General features: G+C 65.3%; 19 protein-coding genes. 10 read left to right on the top strand and 9 right to left on the bottom strand.

Features of this window, described 5'->3' with window-relative positions; genetic code table 11:
- Nucleotides 1-43 precede the first annotated feature (43 nt).
- Together AAF481_18555 and AAF481_18550 are read right to left on the bottom strand one after the other, a co-directional pair.
- A complete protein-coding gene (locus tag AAF481_18555; protein ID MEM7483171.1) occupies nt 44-793 on the bottom strand; it encodes an ABC transporter ATP-binding protein in 750 nt (249 codons plus the stop codon).
- A 224-nt stretch (nt 794-1,017) separates the two neighbouring features.
- A complete protein-coding gene (locus tag AAF481_18550) occupies nt 1,018-2,274 on the bottom strand; it encodes an HlyD family efflux transporter periplasmic adaptor subunit (GenBank protein ID MEM7483170.1) in 1,257 nt (418 codons plus the stop codon).
- 377 nt (nt 2,275-2,651) lie between these two features.
- On the opposite strand from AAF481_18550, the gene AAF481_18545 reads away from it, so the two are divergent.
- From AAF481_18545 to AAF481_18515, 7 genes are all read left to right on the top strand, one after another.
- Nucleotides 2,652-3,164: a MogA/MoaB family molybdenum cofactor biosynthesis protein gene (locus AAF481_18545; protein MEM7483169.1), complete on the top strand. Its 513-nt coding sequence runs from the start codon at nt 2,652-2,654 to the stop codon at nt 3,162-3,164.
- A 51-nt stretch (nt 3,165-3,215) separates the two neighbouring features.
- On the top strand, nt 3,216-3,827 hold the full coding sequence (gene folE / locus AAF481_18540; protein MEM7483168.1) for a GTP cyclohydrolase I FolE: 612 nt from the start codon (nt 3,216-3,218) through the stop codon (nt 3,825-3,827).
- Nucleotides 3,828-3,840: 13 nt separating this feature from the next.
- Nucleotides 3,841-4,434 (top strand): GWxTD domain-containing protein, encoded by a 594-nt coding sequence (locus AAF481_18535; GenBank protein ID MEM7483167.1) that lies wholly within the window; start codon nt 3,841-3,843, stop codon nt 4,432-4,434.
- Between the two features lie 201 nt (nt 4,435-4,635).
- The gene (locus AAF481_18530; GenBank protein ID MEM7483166.1) at nt 4,636-5,706 is read left to right on the top strand and encodes a 3-oxoacyl-[acyl-carrier-protein] synthase III C-terminal domain-containing protein; all 1,071 of its coding nucleotides are present in this window, start codon (nt 4,636-4,638) and stop codon (nt 5,704-5,706) included.
- A gap of 233 nt (nt 5,707-5,939) precedes the next feature.
- A complete protein-coding gene (locus AAF481_18525) occupies nt 5,940-8,744 on the top strand; it encodes a tetratricopeptide repeat protein (protein MEM7483165.1) in 2,805 nt (934 codons plus the stop codon).
- Nucleotides 8,741-10,789 (top strand): CRTAC1 family protein, encoded by a 2,049-nt coding sequence (locus AAF481_18520; GenBank protein MEM7483164.1) that lies wholly within the window; start codon nt 8,741-8,743, stop codon nt 10,787-10,789. The genes AAF481_18525 and AAF481_18520 overlap by 4 nt, the downstream gene beginning before the upstream one ends.
- Before the next feature lie 270 nt (nt 10,790-11,059).
- Entirely contained in the window at nt 11,060-12,214 is a 1,155-nt protein-coding gene (locus AAF481_18515; protein MEM7483163.1) for a hypothetical protein, read from the top strand.
- Nucleotides 12,215-12,412: 198 nt separating this feature from the next.
- On the opposite strand, the gene AAF481_18510 is transcribed toward AAF481_18515, so the two are convergent.
- Nucleotides 12,413-14,134, bottom strand: coding sequence for a tetratricopeptide repeat protein (locus tag AAF481_18510; GenBank protein MEM7483162.1), 1,722 nt, complete (start codon nt 14,132-14,134; stop codon nt 12,413-12,415).
- Nucleotides 14,135-14,183: 49 nt separating this feature from the next.
- On the opposite strand from AAF481_18510, the gene AAF481_18505 reads away from it, so the two are divergent.
- A complete protein-coding gene (locus AAF481_18505; GenBank protein ID MEM7483161.1) occupies nt 14,184-14,957 on the top strand; it encodes an exodeoxyribonuclease III in 774 nt (257 codons plus the stop codon).
- 27 nt (nt 14,958-14,984) lie between these two features.
- On the opposite strand, the gene AAF481_18500 is transcribed toward AAF481_18505, so the two are convergent.
- The 4 genes from AAF481_18500 to AAF481_18485 form a co-directional block, all read right to left on the bottom strand.
- Nucleotides 14,985-15,776, bottom strand: coding sequence for an SDR family oxidoreductase (locus tag AAF481_18500; protein MEM7483160.1), 792 nt, complete (start codon nt 15,774-15,776; stop codon nt 14,985-14,987).
- Nucleotides 15,777-15,786: 10 nt separating this feature from the next.
- Nucleotides 15,787-16,260 (bottom strand): type II toxin-antitoxin system VapC family toxin, encoded by a 474-nt coding sequence (locus AAF481_18495; protein MEM7483159.1) that lies wholly within the window; start codon nt 16,258-16,260, stop codon nt 15,787-15,789.
- A 64-nt stretch (nt 16,261-16,324) separates the two neighbouring features.
- Nucleotides 16,325-16,579 carry a type II toxin-antitoxin system prevent-host-death family antitoxin gene (locus AAF481_18490; protein ID MEM7483158.1) on the bottom strand — a complete coding sequence of 85 codons (255 nt, stop codon included), beginning with the start codon at nt 16,577-16,579 and terminating at the stop codon, nt 16,325-16,327.
- A gap of 109 nt (nt 16,580-16,688) precedes the next feature.
- Nucleotides 16,689-17,711, bottom strand: coding sequence for a tetratricopeptide repeat protein (locus AAF481_18485; protein ID MEM7483157.1), 1,023 nt, complete (start codon nt 17,709-17,711; stop codon nt 16,689-16,691).
- A gap of 75 nt (nt 17,712-17,786) precedes the next feature.
- On the opposite strand from AAF481_18485, the gene AAF481_18480 reads away from it, so the two are divergent.
- Complete coding sequence (locus AAF481_18480; GenBank protein ID MEM7483156.1) at nt 17,787-18,866, top strand: AAA family ATPase; 1,080 nt, start codon at nt 17,787-17,789, stop codon at nt 18,864-18,866.
- A gap of 306 nt (nt 18,867-19,172) precedes the next feature.
- Here AAF481_18480 and AAF481_18475 read toward each other — a convergent pair whose 3' ends face one another.
- Complete coding sequence (locus AAF481_18475) at nt 19,173-20,222, bottom strand: hypothetical protein (protein ID MEM7483155.1); 1,050 nt, start codon at nt 20,220-20,222, stop codon at nt 19,173-19,175.
- The gene (locus AAF481_18470) at nt 20,219-20,671 is read right to left on the bottom strand and encodes a helix-turn-helix transcriptional regulator (protein MEM7483154.1); all 453 of its coding nucleotides are present in this window, start codon (nt 20,669-20,671) and stop codon (nt 20,219-20,221) included. Before AAF481_18470 ends, AAF481_18475 begins: the two co-directional genes overlap by 4 nt.
- A 212-nt stretch (nt 20,672-20,883) precedes the next feature.
- Between AAF481_18470 and AAF481_18465 the strand changes: the two genes are divergently transcribed.
- On the top strand, nt 20,884-21,078 hold a 195-nt coding region (locus AAF481_18465; protein MEM7483153.1), incomplete at its 3' end, for a hypothetical protein.

Genomic DNA, 21,078 nt, shown 5'->3' with positions numbered 1-21,078 from the left:
ACCTGGAGTTCGGCCAGAACTTCGGGGGCTACCGGCTGCTCGGCTACCCCACTTGGAAGCCGCTGGCTTCGAGCTGCTGTTCCTCGAAATCCTTGGTCTCGGCGTCCTCTTCCTCGACAATGCGGCCGTCGAACAGGTGGATCGTGCGCGTGGCGTAGCGAGCATAGCGCGGGTCATGGGTGACCATGCAGATGGTGGCGCCCTCGTCGTGCAGCTCGCCGAGGAGTTCCATCACCGCTTCGCTGTTCTTCGAGTCGAGATTGCCGGTGGGCTCGTCCGCCAGCAGGATAGAGGGCTTGCCGGCTACCGCCCGAGCCACCGCCACGCGCTGCTGCTGACCGCCGGAAAGCTGTGACGGGTAGTGCTTCACCCGGTGCGCCATCTCCACCCGCTCGAGGGCTTCGATCACTCGCGTCTTGCGCTCCGCCGACGGCATGCCGCGGTAGGTCAGCGGCAACTCGACGTTCTCGTACACCGTCAGGTCGCCGATCAGGTTGAAGGCCTGGAAGATAAAGCCGATCTCTTGGTTGCGGATCTTGGCGCGGTCCGAGAAGGAGAGGTTCGCCACCTCCTTCTGGTTGAGCCGGTATTGGCCGCTGGTGGGGGTGTCCAACAGGCCCAGGATGGAGAGCAGGGTGGACTTGCCGCAGCCGGACGGGCCGGCGATGGACAGGTACTCGCCGCGCTCGATGGCGAGGTGGATACCGGCCAGGGCATGGGTCTCCACCTCGTCCGTGTAGAAGACCTTGGTGACGTCCGTCAGTTGGATCAGGGATTCGTGTTCGGCGTTCATAGAAAGAAATCTCCTCGCATTAGTCGTGCAGATCTTGTTGAGGCGGCTCGTCGCCTCGAATCCTCCAGATCACTCAACCGAGCCGAAGGCTCGCCGGCGAAGCCGGGGACGGGGGTGAGCCGCGAAGAAAATGCAGTTCTTCGCGACTCGGGGGGCGCCGAGCCCCCCTGAAACGGAGTAGCAGGCCGCTGGAAAATTTGCATCGTCATTCTTCTGGCGGCCTGCTACCTGAGCCGGATGCGGTCCGCCCCTTCCCACTCGGAAGGGTCCGACAAGATCACCCGGTCGCCCTCTTCCAGGCCCGAGACCACTTCGACGGTGTTGACCGAGGTGCGGCCGAGCTGCACCGTGACGGCCACCGCTTCGCGCCCGTCGTCGATCATCTTGTAGAGCTGAATGGTCGAGTCGCGTTGGCCGCGGGTGGGCCGGCCGACGTAGAGCACGTCCTCCAACCGTTCGATCTCGATGGTGCCGTCGACGGACAAGTCCGGGCGGGCGCCGTTCGGTAGATCCTCGGTGAAGGCGACATCGACCAGCACGTAGCCGTCCTGCACCGCCGGGTCGATGCGGGTGACCTCACCGGCGGCCTTGCCGTTGCGGGTGTCGACCACCACCGTTTGGCTGACGGCAACGTCCTTCGCCTGGGTTTCGGGAATGCGCAGTTCAGCCTTCAGGGTGTCTGGCTGGGCGACCCGGGCCAGAAGTTCGCCCGGGGTGACCCGCTGGCCCACCTCCAGCGGGAGCTCCTGCAGCACGCCGTCGAGGCCGGCGGTCACCTTCAGGGCATCGAGCTGCTTGCGCCGCAACTGGAAGAGGGAGCGGAGCTGGTCGACCTTGGCCTGTTCCGAGGCGATCTGCGCGTCGTTCGACTGGGAGATTTTCTCCAGGCGCTGCTGCTCGATCTCGTGCCGCTTGCTGAGCTGCTGGTTCTGGAGACGCGAGCGCTTCAAATTGATGTCCGGAATGAGGCCCGCCTCGAACAGCTCTTCGTCCGCTTCCTTCTGCAGCTTTGCCGCCCCCAGATCCGCCTCGACGGCGTAGACCTTGGCCTCCTGGTCGAGGAGCTGACTGGCCAGCCGAGCCCGCAAGTTGGTGAGTTGGGCTTCCGCTTCGCGCAGCCGCAGTTCTGCGTCCAGAGCTTCCTGCTCGAGTTCCGGGTTGGTCATTTCGAGGAGCACCGTGGTCGATTGCACCTCGCTGCCCGGCCGCACCAGGATCCTTTCGACGCTGCCTTCCCGGAGGGCCGGAATCCATCGGATGTTCTCCGGCACCAGGGTGCCCGGCCCGCGGACTTCGCGCACGAAGGTGCCGCGCTGGACGGTTTCGTCCCACACGGACTCCTTCTCCACCACCCGGGCGGCGGGTTCGAGGTTGGCGACCGCCGCGCTGACGGCGAGCAGCACAATGAGCGCTGCGCCGATCAAGGCGTAGCGCCGGATCTTTTTCTTGCGAAGGATCGAAGGGTCCCTGGGTTGATCCATTGTCATCGTCCGTAGCCTCCACTGCGCTGAAAAGCACGGCGCGTGCCAGCACCGCCGGCGCGTCGCGGACTCAGGAGAACCGGGGAGATTTGCGCCGCGATGGCGACTCGTCCGCCCCCTCGGTGGTCGCTTTCGGGACGGATCGTCCCAAAAGCGGACACTCTTCGGATCGGCTCGATGCAGCGCAAACGCTTGCAACGGCGTCGTCTAGTCGGTCCCCATGCGATCTCCATGAATTCAGCTTATGTATCTTAGTCGATTTTTTGATGCACGTCCTCTGACAGGGGAAGAGGGAATGGCGTAGCAGGGAAAAACAGCGAGCAGAGCGTCTGAAACCGTAGGCGAAGCCCTTTCAGCCATCTGCTAGCCTGCACCCAATGTCCGTTGAAGAACATCGCAGAGAGGGCGCGGACGACCTCGGCTTCCTGGGCGTCACGGTCACCAGCAGCCGGGGGGAGTCGGACGACGTCAGCGGTGCCCTGCTCCGCCGGAAGATCGGAGGCGCCGGCTATCGCTGGGTGGCATCGCACCGGGTGTCCGACGACGTGCCGGCGATCCGGGAGATCACGGTCCGAGGCCTGGAGGATGAGGCGGTCGACGTGGTGGTGCTCACCGGCGGCACCGGTTTTTCGCCGGCGGACCTCACGGTGGAGGCGGTGGTGCCTCTCTTCGATCGCATCGTCGATGGTTTCGGTGAGCTGTTCCGTAGCCTGTCGTATGAGGAGATCGGCCCGGCGGCGATGCTCTCCCGGGCCTGCGCCGGTCTCGCCCGAGGCAAAGCGGTTTTCGCCTTGCCGGGTTCGCCAAAGGCGGTGGAGCTGGCCCTCGACGCGCTGATCTTGCCGGAGGTCAGCCACCTGCTCGGGCAAGCCCGACGTGTCGACAAGTAAGATCTGACATGTAAGATGAGTGGCTTTTCCACGCTAATGGAGCCCGACAAGATGACCCATTCCACGACAGTTCTTTCTCCTCCTACTCCGGTTCCGGCGGATGCGGATCCCCGCCAGGAAGGAATCCAGCGCCACGTCCGCGGCATCCTCACGGAGTTGGGCCTCGATTTGAGCGATCCCAATCTGCGCGAGACCGATCGACGGGTGGCCAAGATGTACCTGGAGATGTTCCAGGGCCTCGACGAGGGAGCGGAGCCGAAGGTCACGACTTTCCCGAACGAAGAGGGCTACAGCCACATGGTGATGGAACGGGACATCCCGTTCTACTCGATGTGCGCCCACCATCTGGTGCCCTTCTACGGCCATGCCCACATAGCCTACATACCGGAAGACCGCATTATCGGCTTATCGAAGTTCAGCCGGATTCTGGAGTTCTACGCCAAGCGGCCGCAGCTTCAGGAGCGCTTGACCGAGCAGGTGGTCAACTACCTCGACGAGACGCTGTCGCCGAAAGGCGCGATGGTGGTGATTGAGGCGCGCCACCTCTGTGTCGAGATGCGCGGGGTCAAGAAACCCGGCTGCCTGACCACCACCTCGGCTCTGCGTGGCTGTTTCCATGACCGTCCGGTGCGGGAAGAGTTTCTCGACCTGTTGAAAAGGTGACCCGATGAGCGCCTTGAAGAGATTTCTTGGCATCGCGGGCGTCACCGCGGCCGCCCTCGCCGTTTTCGCCTGTAGCACCAACACCACCGGCCGCGACGGCGATCGGTTGATCAACCCACTGCTCGGACCCTCCTATTCGAGCTGGTTGGTCGGTCCCATCGCCCGCATGGCGACGCCGGAGGAGATCGACCAATTCGCCGCCCTCACTAACGACGCGGCGGCCGAGGCCTTCGTGGAAGGCTTTTGGGAGCAACGCGATCCGAGACCGTTGCGACCGGACAATCCGCTGCGCGAGCGGTTCGAAGAGCGCGCCGACGAGGCGGACCAGAAATTCAGCGAGGCCGGCGTCTCCGGTCGACGCACCGCCCGCGGCACCATCTGGATCCTGTTCGGCGAGCCCGGCGAGACGGACTACGAGATTCCCATCGACCACCGCGACCCCCCGGTCGAGGTGTGGGAATACGACAAGCAGGCGGAAACGGGCCTCGACGGCTCCCGTCCGGCGCCCATCTACCGCTTCATCAAGCGCGGCGAAGTGACCGAGCTCTACATCCCTCGCAACCGCCTCGACGAGCGGCGCGGGGTGTTGGACATTGACCGTAACTAGCAGGCGCGCTGAGAGAGCCTCGCCGAGGGTCTCCGCCCGCCTGCTCGCTTTGCCATTTAAGGGGCTAGGTGCCCCCTCGCCCGAAGAAGCTTGTGCTGCTTCGGGCTCACCCCGTCCACGGCGGCGAGCGGGGGCGCCCAGCCCGCCGCCTCGCCCTCGGGCAAACTGGCCTGTGGTGGACACTCGGACACCGGAGGCGATTTGAGCAATCTACGAGCGGTACTTGCCGGTAGCGGAATTTCCGTGCCGGAGCGGGTGATCGACAATCACGCCCTGGCGCGGGTGATGGAGACCAGCGACGAGTGGATCCAGGAGCGCAGCGGCATTGTCGAACGGCGCTATGCCGAGGCCGGTGTCGCCTCCTCGGACCTTGGCACGGCGGCGGCGCGGGCGGCCCTCGAAGACGCTTCCATCGCAGCGGACGAGGTCGACTACATCGTGTGCGCCACCATGACGCCGGACCACTACTTCCCCGGCGCCGGCACGATCATCCAGCAGAAACTCGGCATCCGGCCCGTCCCGGCCCTCGACATCCGGCAGCAGTGCGCCGGCTTCGCCTACGGCCTCCAGATGGTCGATGCGCTGATCCGGTCCGGGGCGGCGCGCACGGTGCTGCTGGTGGGAACGGATGTCCACACGGTGCTGATGCCGTTCTCCGAACGCACCTGGGACGTACTCGAAGGGCGTTCGTCGGAGCCTCTGTCGCCGGAGGAGCGCACCGCAAACTCCACCCATCGGCATCTGCTGGTGCTGTTCGGGGACGGCGCCGGAGCGATGGTCTTCCGCGCCGAAGAGAACACCGAGCGCGGCATTCTCGGCTGTGCTCTCTACGGCGACGGTGACCACAAAGACATCCTCTTCGTGCCGGGCTTGGGGTCTGCCCGACGGCCCTTCGTGACACCGGAGATGATCGCCCGGGACGAAACGATTCCGATCATGGACGGCCGCAAAGTCTTCCGCCTGGCGGTCACCCGGATGCCGGAGGCCACCCGGCAGATGCTCGACGGATTCGGCTGGACCACCGACGATCTCGACCTGCTGGTGATGCACCAGGCCAATCTGCGCATCAACGAGGCGGCTCAGAAGGCCCTCGGCCTGCCGGACGAGAAGGTCCACAACAACATCCAGAAGTACGGCAACACCACCTCCGCCACCCTGCCCCTTTGCTTCGACGACGCCCGCCGCCTGGGCAAGGCGCCGGCCGGTTCGCTGGTGGCCTTTGCGGCCTTGGGCGCCGGCCTCCACTGGGGTTCGGTGTTGCTACGCCTCTAAACACAATTTCTGTGCGCATCGTCTTTCGGTCTAAAATAGTGAAAACCGTCTATGAGTCCGATGAGTTCGGATTCGGTCGGTGGAATGGTGGTTTCGTCGGGCGGCTCGCAAGACCCCGTCCGCACCGCTCCAGCGGCAAATCCCCAGGTCGGGCTTCGGGAAGGACGCGGCTGGAGAGCTGAACCAATCGATTCTGCTGCGTTTCACGCTATGAGCATCGGAAGCCCAGATTCATGACCCGAACTCAGCGCCGCCGCTATGTCCCTGCCGTGGGACCCCGCCTCAAGAAGCTGCTGTTCGTGGTGTTCGGTCTGTTCGCCCTATTGGCCGTCAATTCGGTCTATCTGCTGAGCGTGCGGGCCCTGGAGGCTTCGACCGGCGAGACCTACCAGAACTGGTTTTACCTGATCATGTTCCTGGCGCACCTGCTGCTGGGGGCGGCGATCGTCGTGCCGGTGGTGGTGTTCGGCCTGGTTCACATGAAGAACGCCCACAACCGGCCCAACCGCCGGGCGGTGAAGGTGGGCTACGGGCTGTTCGCCACGGCGCTGCTGCTGTTGATCACGGGCATCGTCCTGACCCGCCTCGAAGGGGTGATCGTGGTGAAGGATCCGGCGGTGCGCTCCGTCGCCTATTGGCTCCACGTGATCAGTCCGCTGGTGGCGGTGTGGCTGTTCGTGCTGCACCGGCTGGCCGGCAAGCGGATTCGCTGGAAGGTCGGTCTGCGCTGGGCGGCGGTGGCCGGCGTCTTCGCGGTGGTGATGGTGATCCTGCAGGCGCAGGATCCCCGCAAGTGGAACACCGAGGGGCCGGAATCCGGCGAGCAGTATTTCTTCCCGTCGCTGTCGCGTACCGCGACCGGTGAGTTCATTCCCGAGCGGGTGCTGTCGAATGACGCCTACTGCCAGGAATGCCACGGCGATATCCATGCGTCCTGGTCGAACAGCGTGCACAAGTTCAGCTCCTTCAACAATCCGCCGTACCTGTTTTCGGTGCGCGAGACCCGCGAAGTGAACCTGCGCGGCGCGCGCTTCTGCGCCGGCTGCCACGACCCGGTGGTGTTCTTCACCGGCAAGTTCGACGACCCGAACTTCGACGACGTCAACGATCCGGCCGGCCAGGCGGGCATCACCTGCACCGCCTGCCACGCCATTACCCACCTGAACAGCGTGCGCGGCAACGCCGACTACACCATCGAGGAGCCGCTGCATTATCCGTTTGCCTTCAGCGAAAACCGAGCCCTGGCCTGGACCAACCGACAACTGGTCAAGGCCAAGCCGGAACTGCACAAGAAGACCTTCTTGAAGCCGCTCCACAAGACGCCGGAATTCTGCGCTTCGTGCCATAAGGTGCACCTGCCGGAGGAGCTCAATCGTTACAAGTGGCTGCGCGGCCAGAATCACTACGACGCCTTCCTGCTCTCCGGCGTCTCCGGTCACGGCATCACCAGCTTCTACTATCCGCCGAAGGCCGAAACCGGCTGCAACAACTGTCATATGCAGGCCGTGGAATCCGACGACTTCGGGGCCTATGACATCGACGGCTCCGGCCTGCTGCAGGTCCACGATCACCAGTTCCCCTCCGCCAATACGGCGATCCCGTATCTCTTGGGGCTACCCGAAGAGGTGATCGATGCCCACCGCGAGTTCAACGAAGGGGTGATGCGGGTGGATCTCTTCGGGGTCAAGGAAGGCGGCGCCGTGGACGGTGAGCTGACGGCCCCGCTGCGGCCGGAGGTGCCGGCGCTGGTGCCCGGCGAGCGCTACCTGCTGGAAGTGGTGATCCGCACCGTCAAGATGGGGCACCTCTTCACCCAGGGCACGGCGGACTCGAACGAGGTGTGGCTGGCGGTCAAGGCCACCAGCGGCGGCCGCCAAGTAGGGGTGAGCGGCGCGCGGGACGAAGAGGGCCGGGTGGATCCGTGGTCGCACTTCGTCAATGTTTACATGCTCGACCGGGAGGGCAACCGCATCGACCGGCGCAACGCCCAGGACATCTTCGTGCCGCTCTACAACCATCAGATTCCGCCGGGCGCGGCAGACGTCATTCACTACGCCCTGGAGGTTCCGAGAGGGCTGACGGCGCCGCTGGAGGTGGAGGTGGAACTCCTCTACCGGAAGTTCGACACCACCTATATGCAGTACATCTACGGTCCGGAGCGCAAGAACGACCTGCCGATCATGGAGTTGGCGACGGACCGGGTGGTGTTTCCCATCGCCGGCATTGCCGGGGGGGTGGACAATCCCCCCAGCCCGATCGCCCTCGGATGGCAGCGCTGGAACGATTACGGCATCGGCCTGTTGCGCAAGGGCGGCAAATCGAGCGGCGAACTGCGGCAAGCGGAAGAGGCCTTCCGCCGGGTGGAGGAGCTGGGGCGCCCGGATGGCCCGCTCAATCTGGCGCGGGTGTACCTGGCCCAGGGCACCGTGCGGGACCGCGCCATCGAGGCGCTGACCCGCGCCGCGGAATTCGACCCGCCGGCGCCAAGCTGGTCCGTCGCCTGGTTCACCGGCCTGGTCAATAAGCAGAACGGCTTCCTGGACGAAGCCATCACAGCCTTCCGCAGCATCATCGACGCGGACACCGAGGAGACCCGCGAGCGCGGCTTCGACTTCAGCAAGGACTACCGCTTGCTCAACGAGCTGGGGCAGACTTTAGTCGAGCGCTCGCGCCAAGAGCGCGGAGCTCGCCGCCAAGTCGCCCGCAACGCTCTGCTGGAAGAGGCGGTGAGCGTATTTCAGCAGGCCCTGGTACTCGACCCGGAGAACGTCACCGCCCACTACAATCTGCACTTGGCACTCCGCCAACTCGACCGCGCCGATGAGGCGACGGTGCACTTCGAGGCGTACCAGAAGTACCGGCCGGACGACAACGCCCGCGACCGGGCCATCGCCATCGCTCGGGCCAGGGACCCGGCGGCGGACCACGCCGCCGATGCGATTGTGATCTACGACCTCCAACGGGAAGACGAAGACCCTGCCGCCCGGACCGCCGAGGGCGACTCCGATGACGGTCTCGGGGAGGTACCGGCCTCGTGACCCAGACCATCGAACGCCAGCTCGAAAAGCTGGTGATCTTTCAGGAGCGCCTCGAGAAAGAGCGCGCCAAGGATCCGGACCGGCCGCTGATCGAACTCCTCGAAACGCAGTACGTCCGGCTGCGAGGTGAACTGGCCGATGTCATGGACGTCACCGAAGAAGCGGCCGAAGCGCGTATTCGAAGGGAACGCTTCGGGCCTGCGCCGGGTGACGAGGACTGGGTACCGGAGGACGACGCGGTGATCGGTCGCGCCTTCCGCGGCTCGCTGCTGGTGCTGGTGGCGGTGGGGGTGCTGGCGCTGGTCTTTTTCTTGTTCAGCCGCCGGACGGTGGAGGCGCCCCCGACGCAGGCGATCGCCGACGCGGCGCCGGTGGTGCTGGAGGATGTCCCCGCGCCGGAGCGGCCGGTGGTCTCGTTCACCGACAGCACCGCCGAATCGGGTATCGACTACGTGCACCACAACGGAGCCTACGGCGACAAGCTGCTGCCGGAGACGATGGGCGGCGGCGGCGCCTTCACGGATCTCGACGGCGATGGCGATCCGGATCTGCTGGTGGTCGACGGCTCCGACTGGCCGCATCGGTCCGCCAAGGGCAATCGCGGCGGCGCCATCCTGTACGAGAACGACGGCAGCGGTTCCTTCCGCCGCACCGCCGAAGGCCTGGGGGCGCCCCTCTACGGCCAGGGCGTGGTGGTGGGGGACTACGACAACGACGGCCGCACCGACATCTTCTTGACCGCCGTGGGCGCCAACCGGCTGCTCCGAAACACCGGCGCCGGCTTCGAGGATGTCACCGCCCGCGCCGGAGTGGGCGGCGGCGAGGACACCTGGAGCACCGCCGCGGCCTTCGTCGACGTCGACAACGACGGCGACCTCGATCTGTTCGTCGGCAACTACGTCGAGTGGTCGAAGGAGATCGACTTCGAGGTGGACTACCGCCTCACCGGCCTCGGCCGCGCCTACGGTCCGCCGGCCAATTACCAGGGCACCTACTCGTACCTCTACCGCAACGAGGGCGACGGCAGCTTCAGGGACATCTCGGCGGAGAGCGGGATTCAGGTGAACAATCCGGTGACCGGCGCGCCTTCCGCCAAGGTGCTCGGGGTGGCGCCGGTGGATGTCGACGCGGACGGTTGGATCGACCTGCTGGTCGCCAACGACACGGTGGGCAATTTCTTCTTCCGCAACCAGGGGGATGGCACCTTCAGCGAAGAGGGCTCCGCCGCCGGGGTGGCCTACGATCGCATGGGGAGCGCCACCGGCGCCATGGGTATCGACTCCGGCGACTTCCGGAACGACGGCGAGCTGGGCTTCGTCATCGGCAATTTCGCCAACGAGATGACCTCGCTGTTCGTTTCCCAGGGCGATCCCGGCCTGTTCGCCGACGAGGCGATCGGTACGGGTATCGGCGCTTCGAGCCGGACGGCCCTCACCTTCGGCCTGTTCTGGTTCGACTACGACCTCGACGGCCGTCTCGATTTGCTCCAGACCAACGGTCACCTGGAGGAGGACATCGCCAGCGTCGATTCCAGCCAAAACTACCGGCAAGCGGCGCAGCTCTTCTGGAACGCCGGACCGGAACAGCGACAGTCCTTCGTGCCGGTACCGGCGGAGGAGCTGGGAGACTTCGCCCAGCCGATCGTCGGCCGGGGCTCCGCCTTCGCCGACCTCGAGGGCGACGGGGATCTCGACGTAGTGCTTTTCCAGGTCGCCGGTCCGCCGCTTCTGCTGCGCAACGAGCAGGGCACCGGTCACCATTTCCTCCGCGTGCGGTTGCAGGGGGATCCGGCGGCCGGATCGTCACGCGACGCCTACGGTGCCTGGATCGAGCTGGAGGCCGGCGGAGTCTTGCAGCGCCGCCAGGTGATGCCCACCAAAAGCTACCTGTCGCAGTCCGAGCGGGTGGTGACCTTTGGCCTGGGAGCGGTGGATCGTGTGGACTCCCTGACCGTTCGCTGGCCCGGTGGCGGAGTGCAGGAACTTGGGCCTGTCGAGGAGGTCGACGGCACCCTTACGGTGCATCAGTCAGCCTTGTCTCCGTAAGCCTCGGGGCCGATGCGTCAAGAGGCCCCTACTTCCAATACCTCCTGATTTCGTAGACTAAGCAGTCAGTGATTCCATCTCTGACTGCTCCGAGCCTAAAAGGCGAGGCGGTGCCGCAGGCGCCGGGGATGGGGTGAGCCCGAAACGTCTTTTCGGGCGAGGGGGCGCCTGAGCCCCCTCGGATAGAGCTTGCAGGGCAGCTGAAACGATAAAGCGAAGCTTGATTCAGCCAACTGCTAGCGCTTCACGATATTCAAGGGGGAACTTGCGATGAAAGAGTTCACGCTACGCATTGCGTTGGGGGCGGTGGCTGCTCTCATGTTCGCTCCAGGGTTGGCAACGGCGGCCGTGGGGGCCCTACAAACCATCAGCAGCGGCGGCAAGGAAGCGTCGATCGTCGGCGATCGAAATCTGTCCTTCGACTTCGGTATGGATCTTGACGCGCACGCTCGCTTCTGTACCGAGGGCACGATGGATGAAATGGATTGCTCGCCGCCGGTCGGTGGATTGGATCACGCCGCCGCCGGCACCGGCTTGCGCAACTCCGGCTTCGGCACGGTGAGTTTGCGCGGCGTCCCGTCCGATGCCAAAGCCGTCCTGGCGCGTGTGTTCTGGGGACGTATTCTCCACCGCGACGACGATCCGGAGGCGGACAAGAACATCTATTTCGAGTTCGACGGCCACAAGCTCAAAGGTCGCCTATTGGGAACCACCGATTCGCCCTGCTGGGACGAAGCGAATACCTTCGCCGCTTACGCGGCAGCGGTGCCCCTGCGGCTTCTCCGGCCCGATCTCAACGGCGACTACGGCATTGCCTTGTTTGGCTCCGAGACGACGAACGGAGGTGCCCTTTTCGGAACCGAGTACCTCCCGCCACTCGATGAAGGGGCGAGCCTGGTGCTGATCTACAGCGATCCCAGCGTGTCCACCAAGTCCCGGGTGTACCTGCACACGGGACCGGAGAGACTGGTGGGCCGGCTCATTCTCGATCAGGAACTCGATCCACCCTTGCAGGGTACTCTCGGCTTCTTTCGCCACACGCGCATCGGCGGCGATGGCCAGCGAATGGTGCCGCACGAGGCGGTACGGCCCTACGGTACGTGGATTGGCAATCGAGAGCGGCAGATCGCCCTCCGAGGACCGCTCTCGAAGATCGATGCGACGACCGACTGGAACGGCGACGACGGCAATCCCCAAAACGCCATGTGGGACACTCAGAGCAACTACTGGCCGAGCGCTCTGACGCCGGAACTGGCTCCCGGTGCTCTCGCCTACCGACTGGAATACTGGGCGATCTTTCCGCCGGCCCAGCCGGAGCCGCTCGACAGTGCGAACGGCGGCCGCACCGCCCAGCCGATGGCGGCGCCCCAGACCTACTGGGTGGACTGCGTGGCGGTGGTGGCGCACGTTCTCACCGCCGGCTAGCAGATTGCTGAAAAAGGGCTTCGCCCGATGTTCTCAGCGGCTCTGCTAGCTACTTCGTCTTAGGGGGGCTGCGCGCCCCCCTCGCCCGAAACGCAAGGCATTTGCGGGCGCACCCCCAGCTTCGGCGGCTTGCGCCGCCGCTTCGCCCTGCGGGCTCGGAGCGAGTTTCTCGACACCATGCTGGCCGAAAAGGTCGGGCTAGGGGATCTTGGCAGCGTTTGCCCACCAGCCGCTGTCGAGGTCTTCGAGGACGACGGCGACGGAGCCGGTGGTGAAGGAGTCCGGTAGGTCGAAGCTCCAGGGGCCTTCGGGATCGGAGCTGACTTGGCGGTGGAAGAGGATCTCCGAGGTGCCCGAGCCCAGAGGGTGTGGTGGCGCGACCCAGCGGGCCGCGGAGAGTCGTAAATTGCTGCCGCGCGGAGGCCCGGTGCCTTCCGTCAAGGTCATCACCCACCGGTGGCCGTCGCGGGTGAGTTGAACTCCACCCGCCTCGGCGCCAGCTCTCAGAGTTCGGCGCAGCCGTCCTTCGGTTACCGGTGCCGGGCTGCCGGAGCGCACCCAGCGCGGCCCTTTGATCGCCCCTCCGCGCGCTCGGCCGCGGAAGTCCACGGTCACCGGCAGGATTCGGCCGGTCGCCGGGCCCGCAACCTGATAGGTCACCCGCAGGCGATCCTCGAGTTTGCGCAGCGCGTCGTCGAAGGCCGGTGCCACCCGCACCAGCCGGCCGCCGGTGGCTTCGGCCAGCGTGGCGAGCGGCGCCGTCGGTGCCACCAGCGAGCCCGACAGGTGAGGGAATCGTTGCCCCAAGGACGGATCTAGGGCCAGGGCCTGGCGCAACGACCGCCGCGCCTTCTCCGCTTCGCCGCGCTTCCTCTGCACCTCCCCGAGGGCGGCTAAGGAACGGGCCTCTTCGGTGGCGAGCTTCGGCTGGCCGTAGAAGTGATAGACCGCCTTGCGGTAGGCGTCTTCGGCATCGGCGAGTTTGCCCTGGGCTTGCAGGGAGTTGCCCAGCTCGTGGAAGGCACGGGCCTTCTCGGGGTTCCAGTTGCGGTCCAAGCGGACCTCGATCGAGCGAAGCAGGCCCCAGCGTTTGTCCGGCTTTGCCGCCTCTGGGGTGAGCGCCAGGACGGTCCAGCCGTAGGCCGCTAGCAGCCGGCCGAGCTGTGCCGTGGCGGCGCCTTCTTGGGCCAGGGTCGGAAGCGTCGGAGTCTCCAGCAAATCGCCGTAGAAGTCGTCCGGCCGCAAGTCGTAACCGTCGCTCACCAGCAGGAGTGCGCGCCGGGCGGTCGGCGGAGGTGCCTCCACCAAAGTGAGCAGCATCAGATCCCGCCGCCGTTCGATTTCCGCTTGCTCCTCAGCGATCACCGCCGGCATGCTCGCCGCATCGAAGGCCTCCTCGGCCAGGGCGGCCAGGAGCTCACCGCGCAGATCGGCGATCGCCTGGCGGCTTTCAGGTTCGAAGGCGAGGGCGGCGAGACGGTTGCGCAGCGCTTGCGGGTCGCGGGTGCTCAGCACGGTACGGGCAGCGAATTCGTTCGCCACCATCAATTGGACGGTACCGAGATCGGTCAGAGTCTCCGCCCGGCTATTCAACAGGTCCGCCGCCCAGCGCAGGGTCGACGGTCGGGTGAGGCGGCGGTCGAAGTACACCACCAGGGTCCAGGGTTCGTCGCGGTCGATGGCGAGGACCGGCCGGGACTGTCCGTCATGGCGGACGGTGATGTCCCGAGCCTCGATCGACTGCGGGGCGGACACCACCAGGTCGATCGCGGTGATCCGTTCGTCGGCTGAAAACTCCTGCGCCGCAAGGTCTGCCGACCCGGAGAGCGTCAGCACGATCAGGATCGGCCAGGCCCAGGCGTGGCGAGAGCGCGGCAGCGGGGGGAGGCGAGAGCGGTCCACATCTTCCAAACGGAGCAAGGCGGGTGCCAGAGAGATCGGGCGTCGATCCGGTAGGATCGCCTGCGCCATGCGAATCGTGACCTGGAATGTCAACTCCTTGAACGCCCGTCAGGACTACGTCGGCCACTATCTGGACGCCGAATCGCCGGATGTGTTGTGCATCCAAGAACTGAAAATGGAGGAGGACAAGATCCCTCGGGACTTGTTCGAGGAGCGCGGCTACCCGCACCTCGCAATCCACGGCCAGAAGAGCTGGAACGGCGTGCTGATCGCTTCGAAATCGCCGCTGGAAAATGTCGCAAAGGGTCTGCCGGAGGTGGACGACGGTCAGTCGCGGATGATCGCCGCAACGGTCGGCGGCCTTCGCCTGGTCAACCTCTATTGCCCCCAGGGGCAAAACGTTGACTCGCCGCAGTTTCCCTACAAACTAGCGTTCTTTGACGGACTGGTCCGTTGGCTCGGAGAGCACTGCGATCCGTCTCAGGACCTACTGGTGGTGGGTGACCTCAACGTCGCTCCGGCGGCGCGGGATGTGTGGTCCGAAGAGGCTTTGGCGGGCGTGCCGAGCTACCACCCGAAAGAGCATGCGCGCTGGGCACGACTGCTCGACTTCGGACTGGAGGACGTTGTCGAGCCGCGGGTCGAGGCGGGTACCTTCTCCTTTTGGGATTACCGTGGCGGCGCGTTCCGCTTCAATCAGGGCATGCGGATCGACCACATTCTGGCGACCCGATCCGCCGCCGATCGAGTGGTGGAAGCCGCCATCGAGCGGCCCTGGCGCAAGAAGGTGGAAGGCCTGACGGCCTCCGATCATGCTCCCGTGAGCGTCACCCTGGACTGATCTCCCAAGGTTCGAGTAGGTGCACGCTCAACCGGTGACGCGGCTGATCCAGTCACCGAGGCGTGGAGCGACGCGCCGGGTCCAGGCGTAGAAACGCATCATCGGCGGCAGGACCACTTCGCTCTTGTTGCCCGCGATCGCCCGCAGGGTCGCCCGGGCGACCTCATCGGCGGACAGCCGGCGCACCGTCAGCCGGGCAAGGCGGGGAAGATCTTCGTCCGGATCGAGATCGGCTTTCTCGATGAACGGGGTTTCGACCAGACCCGGGCAGATCCAGCTCACCCCCACGCCGCGCTCTAGTACTTCCAGCCGCAGAGTCGCCAAGTAGGCGTTCGACGCCGCCTTCGAGGCGCAGTAGGCCGAGGCCATCCGGTGGGGGATCAAGGCGGCGGACGAGGTCACGCCGACGACGTGGGCCGGCGCCGCGGCCAACAGGTGCGGCAGGGCATGGCGGACGGTGCGGGTCATTCCCACGTAGTTGATGCCGATAGTGGTGTCCACATGTTCGGGCGGCTGCTCCGCCACCGGGGCGTAGCGTCCGAGGCCGGCGTTGGCGATCACGATCTGCAATGCCCCGAAGGCCTCGACGGTGCGCTCGACGGCGGCCGCCATCTGCTCCTCCGACCGCACGTCAGTGGCGATCGCCAGCCCTTCGCCACCCGCCGCCGCAAGCTCCTCGGCCAGCTCTTCCAGCGGCTCGACGGAGCGGGCCAACAGAGCCACCCGGCAGCCGCGGTCGGCCAATGCGAGAGCGATGGCGCGGCCGATTCCGGAGGAGGCGCCGGTCACCAGGCAGGCCATTCCGCGGGAAATCTTCATCGTCTGATCCTCATGGAGAAGTTCCTTCGTGAACCGTTTGTGGCGCCTCGTCGTCCGCCGTCGCCAGGGGGACCGTCGCCACCCCCAGGTCACCGGCGGCGGCGAGCAGCGAGGGGTCGGCGGAGGCGAGAGTGCGGCCCTCCAGCGAGGCGATGGCGAGGTGCAGGCTGCCCGACGGCGTGGGGGCTCCGAAACCACGGCCGGCCCACTCCCGGGCCAGTCGGTAGTGCGATCGCCCAACCGCCACGCGGGTGAACAGGCCGTCCTCCAGGTGGCCGAGAAACACCGCCTGGATGCGCCGCGCATCGTCGAGGGCGAGTTCCGCCCGTTCGACCTTGGCGGACAGGGCGCTGAACAGCTCCAGCTCCGAGAGGTCGCTCACCGCCGGTGCCGGGGCGGCCCGCAGCATACTCTCGGCGGGTTCGCTGTGGGCCTCCGGCGTGTAGTAGGCGGCGAGCACGCTGCTGTCGAGGTAGAGCTTCATGCCGCACCTCGGTGGATCGCCAAGGCGGGAAAGCACCGTCGCGGGCGGCGCGGTCGAGGGCGGTTCAAGGGTAGTGACTCCCGCCCCGTGCCTCGACGATCTGTTCCCTCAAGGGGCGCCCGGCGATGCGCAAGGAAGACCGAAAGTCAGCGAGAGAGGGCAAGCGTTCGGCCGACGGGTCCGGCGGCACCAGCTTCGCCACCGGCGTGCCGTGGCGCAGCAGGACGATCTCCTCACCGGCCTGGGCACGGTTCACCAGGGCGCGAAAGCCCTGGCGGGCTTCTTTGACGTTGATGCTCTGTGGCTTCGCGGGGCTCATCTCGACGGCAGTCGCTTTGTGTACGCGATAAGTGTACGCTCGATGCGAGGACCTGTCAATCCCACCGACTCAACGGATCCGAGCCGTGCGAATGGGTTGGCCGAAAGTTCTAGGGCAGGCGCATCGTCAAGTCGAGGATTCGCTTCTCGATGCCGCGAAACAGTTCCTCGGTGCGCTGGCGCCACTCCGTGGGGGTGAAGCGATCCGGCGGTGCGCTGACCTGCACCAGTCCTTTGCCGCCGAAGGTGTAGACCTTGATCCGCAGGTCGCCGCGGATGAGCGCCCAGCGGTCCGTCACCTCGACCCGCGGGTCGAAGGGCCGCCCGGCCAGCTGGAGGCTGTCGATCACCGCGGAAAGGAGCACCGGATCGGCCGCATCGTAAGGCGTCTCGAAGGTCGTCGAGTCGTTGTAATACTCCGCCGGTACCCGGTAGCGGTCCACATTCAGCAGTTCTTGATAGCGGCGGTCCGCCACCAGCGACTGGAAATTAGGCTCGGTTCGGGCTCGCAGACGGGCCACTTCGTCGAGATCGATCGCCTGGCGTAGGTGCTGGAGGGCCAGGGCGGCGTAGCCGGCGAGGGCGTAGTTGGTGGCGACCAGGTACTGCGCATCGGCGGAGCGCGGGTTGGCCGCCAAATGGTGTCCGAAGCGCTCTGAAGCGGGCTTCAGCTTGCCGAGGAGCAGCTCCACGGCGCCGATGTTCAAGTCATTGTCCGGCGCCTTGGGGTCGATCGCTTCCGCTCGTTGAAAACTCTCGAGGGCCGCCTCGTAGCGCTCTTCGGCGATATCCAGGGCGGCACGGTTGAGCCAACCTCGACGCTGCTGGGGATCGAGCGCGAGTGCCCGCTCGAGGTCCTGGCGGCCCTCTTCGCGCTCGCCGACCATCAATCGGGCGGTGCTGCGCAGCAGCAGCGCCTCGGCGTTCTTCGGATCCTGCGCCAGGATCGAGTCCACCAGCTCCAGGGCTTCATTGGGGCGGTTCCCGTCGACCAATTCCTGGACCTGTGCCAGGTTGGAGGCGGCGGAGGAAGCCGGTTGCGGCGCGGCGCCGGCGCCGGCCAGCGTCCAACCGGAGGCGACGACCAGAACCAGGGCGATGCGAATGCGGCAGGCGTTGGTGGGCAAAGTCATCACGACTTCACAATCTAGCCAACTCCGCTCCCTTTGCCAAGGTCTCTCGAACGCCGGGGCCGGTACAATCGCCCCATGAGCCGCGAACTGCCCACCCCCCTCGAAATCGTCCAGTCCCTGGAGCAGCGGGTGATCGGCCAGCCGGAGGCGGTTCGTGAGCTGTCCCTGGCCCTCGCCAAACACCTGGCCGGCCTCGCCACCGGCAACATCCTGATGATCGGTTCTTCCGGTACCGGCAAGACCACCCTGATGCGGGCCGTCGAGGCCTACCTGGCCGGCCGGCCGGATCTCGCCTCGCGCTCCAACCTGGTGCGCATCCACGCCAACGTCCTGTCCCAAGAGGCCGAACGCGGGCGGCCCGGCGAGGTGATCCTCTCCCGCCTGCTCGTCCGGGCCGGCGAGGTGATCGGGCGCGACGCGGGCCGCGAAGCGCTGCTCGATCGAGTGCGTCACGGCATGGTGTTCGTGGACGAAGTGGACAAGATTCGCTCGCGGGTGGGGGATCGCCCGAACGTCGCCGGTATCCGCGCCCAGGAGGCGCTCCTCACCCTGATCGAGAACGAGGCGGTGCCCTTCGACCTGCCGGCGTGGGCCGGCGGCGGCACCGAGCGCATCGATTCGTCGTCCATCCTGTTCGTCTGCGCCGGTGCCTTCGAGGGGCTCTACGATGCGGTGTACGACCGCGTCACCATTGGCGCCGACCGCGGCGCCCTGCGCTCCACCACCCGGGTCGAAGGACAAACGGTCAAAGAGGAAACCAGGTTTTCGCTGCGCGATTGGCTGCGCAACGAAGATCTCTTCGACTACGGCATGACCCCGCAGTTCTTGAGCCGCTTCGACGCGGTGGTGCTGCTCGAAGACCTGGCGCTCGAACAACTGGTGACCATTTTCCTGGAAGCGCCGGACTCCGGCTACCAGCAAAGCCGCGCCTACTTCGAGAACCGCGGCGTCGACCTCGCTCTGTCGCCCGCCGCCGTGCGCCGCATCGCCACCGTCGCCGCCGAGCGTCCCCGCCTCGGCGCCCGCGCCCTGAAGGAAGTCTTCCGACGCGTCATCCGGCGCTACGAGCTGGATCCTTCCGCCGCGCCGGATGGGCCGGAAGGGGCACTGCTGATCGATCTGGCGGAGGTGGAAGAGGCGCTGGGGAGGGGGTAGAGGGCGCGTTGATCCTTCGCCTGAGAAAGGTTCGCTCAGAGCAGCCCGGGCGCCCGCCTGGAGTCGTCAGGTTATTTGGACGAAGGCGAATAGCTCGCTGAGCTGTGTAGGCAATGTCATGATGCGACGGACTGTGGCCTGGAGGGCCATGGAGGCCCTGCCGGGACTCCGGTCAGGAGGCGTGAGCTATGTGGGATTGGATTTTGGGACTTTTGGGCCTGGACGAGGGGTCGAAGGACGATCACTCGGAGGCTGGTCCAGCGCTCGACCCAAACGGCTAGGAGCGGCTTCGGTGGCGGCTCCTGCCTAAACGTTGGTTCCAGGAAGCTGCCTAAGGTCGGCACGAAGGGCGGCGATTGCCGTGGCGAAATCTACCCTTAGGTCTTGTTGCTCGAGACCCGCAAGTGTTAGGGCTGATGCGGCTGCTTCCCTGCAAAGCCCTAGCTTTGAAGTCAGGGAGAGGGCCTTTTTCGCGCTCTCCCTGGCTAGGTCAGTTCTTCCAAGTTTGCAGTAAGTCTCGACGAGGTCGAGCAATAGCAAGCCATAGTCGATTGTCGTGCCTTTCTCGGCAAGGTCCTGACGAATTCGTTCGAGTAAAGAAGCGGCCTCGTTCAGCCGATCCTCGGCGAGTTCAACGCGCCCGAGTGCCCAATAGTAGGCCGTCTCGCCGAGAGTGCCACCGTAGATTGGGTAGCCTTCCTTTAGGCCGTCCAGGAGCCACCTCGCCCGATCCAATGCGCCTGTATCAATACTCCACAGAGCCACGAGATGCATTCCAATGAAAGTAAGCCGCACGTCCACCTTGGAATCGATCAATTCGAGCCCTGAGTAAAGATGTTGGAGCGCAGCCTCATAGTTGCCATCGGTAGCTTCGAGGTTGCCTAACTGGATTAGGATCTTGCCCGCCTCGTGCCGGTCTCCTTGTTGCTGATGAAACGAAAGCGCCTGCCGAAGGAGCCTTTCGGCCCGCCCGAAGTGCCTTAAGTCTGTCCGAAGTGAGGCTTCGAGTGAGGCTAGTTCGGCATGAACCGCGTTCCTCGATCGTGCGGCGCTGTCCCACGCCTGCTGAAAGCACCTTTCCGCCTCCCGGAAGGCTCCAGTGCATCGCTTGGAGTTGCCCAAAATGGCCAGAGTCAAAGGAAGCAAGTCGAACCTCTCGGCGTCCTTGAGCCTCCGAGCCAGGGAGACGGCCAGGCTGGCCCAATGGACTGCCTCGGCTGTATCCGAGCAGCGAGCGTCGATCGCTAGCGTCAAACAATTGCGGATGGTCTCCGAAGTCGCAGGAAAATCCTCCAGCGCCGCCCGCAATCGCTGCCGAGGCTCCAAAGCGACCAATTCGTCAATGGCGCGGCTCATGATCTACGCTTCCTCACCCGGCCGCCCCGAGCCTCTCGGGGATCGCGATCAAACTCCAAATCTCGCGCCGTTTCCCGCAGGCTCATCGCCAGGGAGCGGCGGATCTCGTCGAGGCGATCTTCCATCAGGCTTTCCAGATGACGGCCCGTCCACTGGGGTCCTTCCTCGGGAGAATCCTCCGGCACCAAGAGATCGAACTGTTCCACCAGGCGGTCGCGGGTTTCCGGAAGAACCGATTCCACCTCCATCGCCACGGCCAAGTCGAGAAAAGTCGCTCCCATCGCTCGCAAAATGCGGTCCAGCACCTTCAAGCTCGGCGTGTAGGCCCCGCGCTCGTACTCGCTGAAGCGTCCTTGGGGCACACCGGAGTCGCGTGCCAAATCCTTCTGCCGCCGCTCTCCCCGCAGTCGTCGCAGTCCCTTGCCTAAAGCACTGATTCCGGTGTCCATGGCTGAGTACCTTATAGGCACCAAGCGTAATTCGTCAAGAATGACGATACGAAAAACACGCTAGATTCATTGAATATTTGGTTTCGAGACTTGACATATCAAGCTTGTTTGATTTAAATATCAGAAATATGATATTAATAGTTAGAGTGCATCTAAGAACTGATGAATAACAGTGGATGCAGTCTAGCAAAGCGATAGAGAGGAGACACCCCATGTACCGCCCCACCCACCCCGACCTCCCAAATCCCCTTCCGGGGCCGACGGTTCTGGAGCCGGCCCGCTACTTCCAGTTCCTGTGGCAAAGCGGCCTGGCGGCGTTGCCCGGCCCCGGGGATTTCCCGGACTACCTGACGCCTGGGCGCATCCAGGAGACCCTTTCGCGCGGCTACGAGGGCCTGGTGGGGTCA

The organism is Acidobacteriota bacterium (assembly GCA_039030395.1).
Classification (GTDB): domain Bacteria; phylum Acidobacteriota; class Thermoanaerobaculia; order Multivoradales; family JBCCEF01; genus JBCCEF01.
This window is presented reverse-complemented; position numbering and strand designations above follow the sequence as displayed.

What these genes read in the sequence shown, in the direction of transcription:
- AAF481_18555 (MEM7483171.1), bottom strand. Translation starts at nt 793, where the DNA reads ATGAACGCCGAACACGAATCCCTGATCCAACTGACGGACGTCACCAAG.
- AAF481_18550 (MEM7483170.1), bottom strand. Translation starts at nt 2,274, where the DNA reads ATGGATCAACCCAGGGACCCTTCGATCCTTCGCAAGAAAAAGATCCGG.
- AAF481_18545 (MEM7483169.1), top strand. Translation starts at nt 2,652, where the DNA reads ATGTCCGTTGAAGAACATCGCAGAGAGGGCGCGGACGACCTCGGCTTC.
- folE (MEM7483168.1), top strand. Translation starts at nt 3,216, where the DNA reads ATGACCCATTCCACGACAGTTCTTTCTCCTCCTACTCCGGTTCCGGCG.
- AAF481_18525 (MEM7483165.1), top strand. Translation starts at nt 5,940, where the DNA reads ATGACCCGAACTCAGCGCCGCCGCTATGTCCCTGCCGTGGGACCCCGC.
- AAF481_18515 (MEM7483163.1), top strand. Translation starts at nt 11,060, where the DNA reads ATGAAAGAGTTCACGCTACGCATTGCGTTGGGGGCGGTGGCTGCTCTC.
- AAF481_18505 (MEM7483161.1), top strand. Translation starts at nt 14,184, where the DNA reads ATGCGAATCGTGACCTGGAATGTCAACTCCTTGAACGCCCGTCAGGAC.
- AAF481_18500 (MEM7483160.1), bottom strand. Translation starts at nt 15,776, where the DNA reads ATGAAGATTTCCCGCGGAATGGCCTGCCTGGTGACCGGCGCCTCCTCC.
- AAF481_18495 (MEM7483159.1), bottom strand. Translation starts at nt 16,260, where the DNA reads ATGAAGCTCTACCTCGACAGCAGCGTGCTCGCCGCCTACTACACGCCG.
- AAF481_18490 (MEM7483158.1), bottom strand. Translation starts at nt 16,579, where the DNA reads ATGAGCCCCGCGAAGCCACAGAGCATCAACGTCAAAGAAGCCCGCCAG.
- AAF481_18485 (MEM7483157.1), bottom strand. Translation starts at nt 17,711, where the DNA reads ATGACTTTGCCCACCAACGCCTGCCGCATTCGCATCGCCCTGGTTCTG.
- AAF481_18480 (MEM7483156.1), top strand. Translation starts at nt 17,787, where the DNA reads ATGAGCCGCGAACTGCCCACCCCCCTCGAAATCGTCCAGTCCCTGGAG.
- AAF481_18475 (MEM7483155.1), bottom strand. Translation starts at nt 20,222, where the DNA reads ATGAGCCGCGCCATTGACGAATTGGTCGCTTTGGAGCCTCGGCAGCGA.
- AAF481_18470 (MEM7483154.1), bottom strand. Translation starts at nt 20,671, where the DNA reads ATGGACACCGGAATCAGTGCTTTAGGCAAGGGACTGCGACGACTGCGG.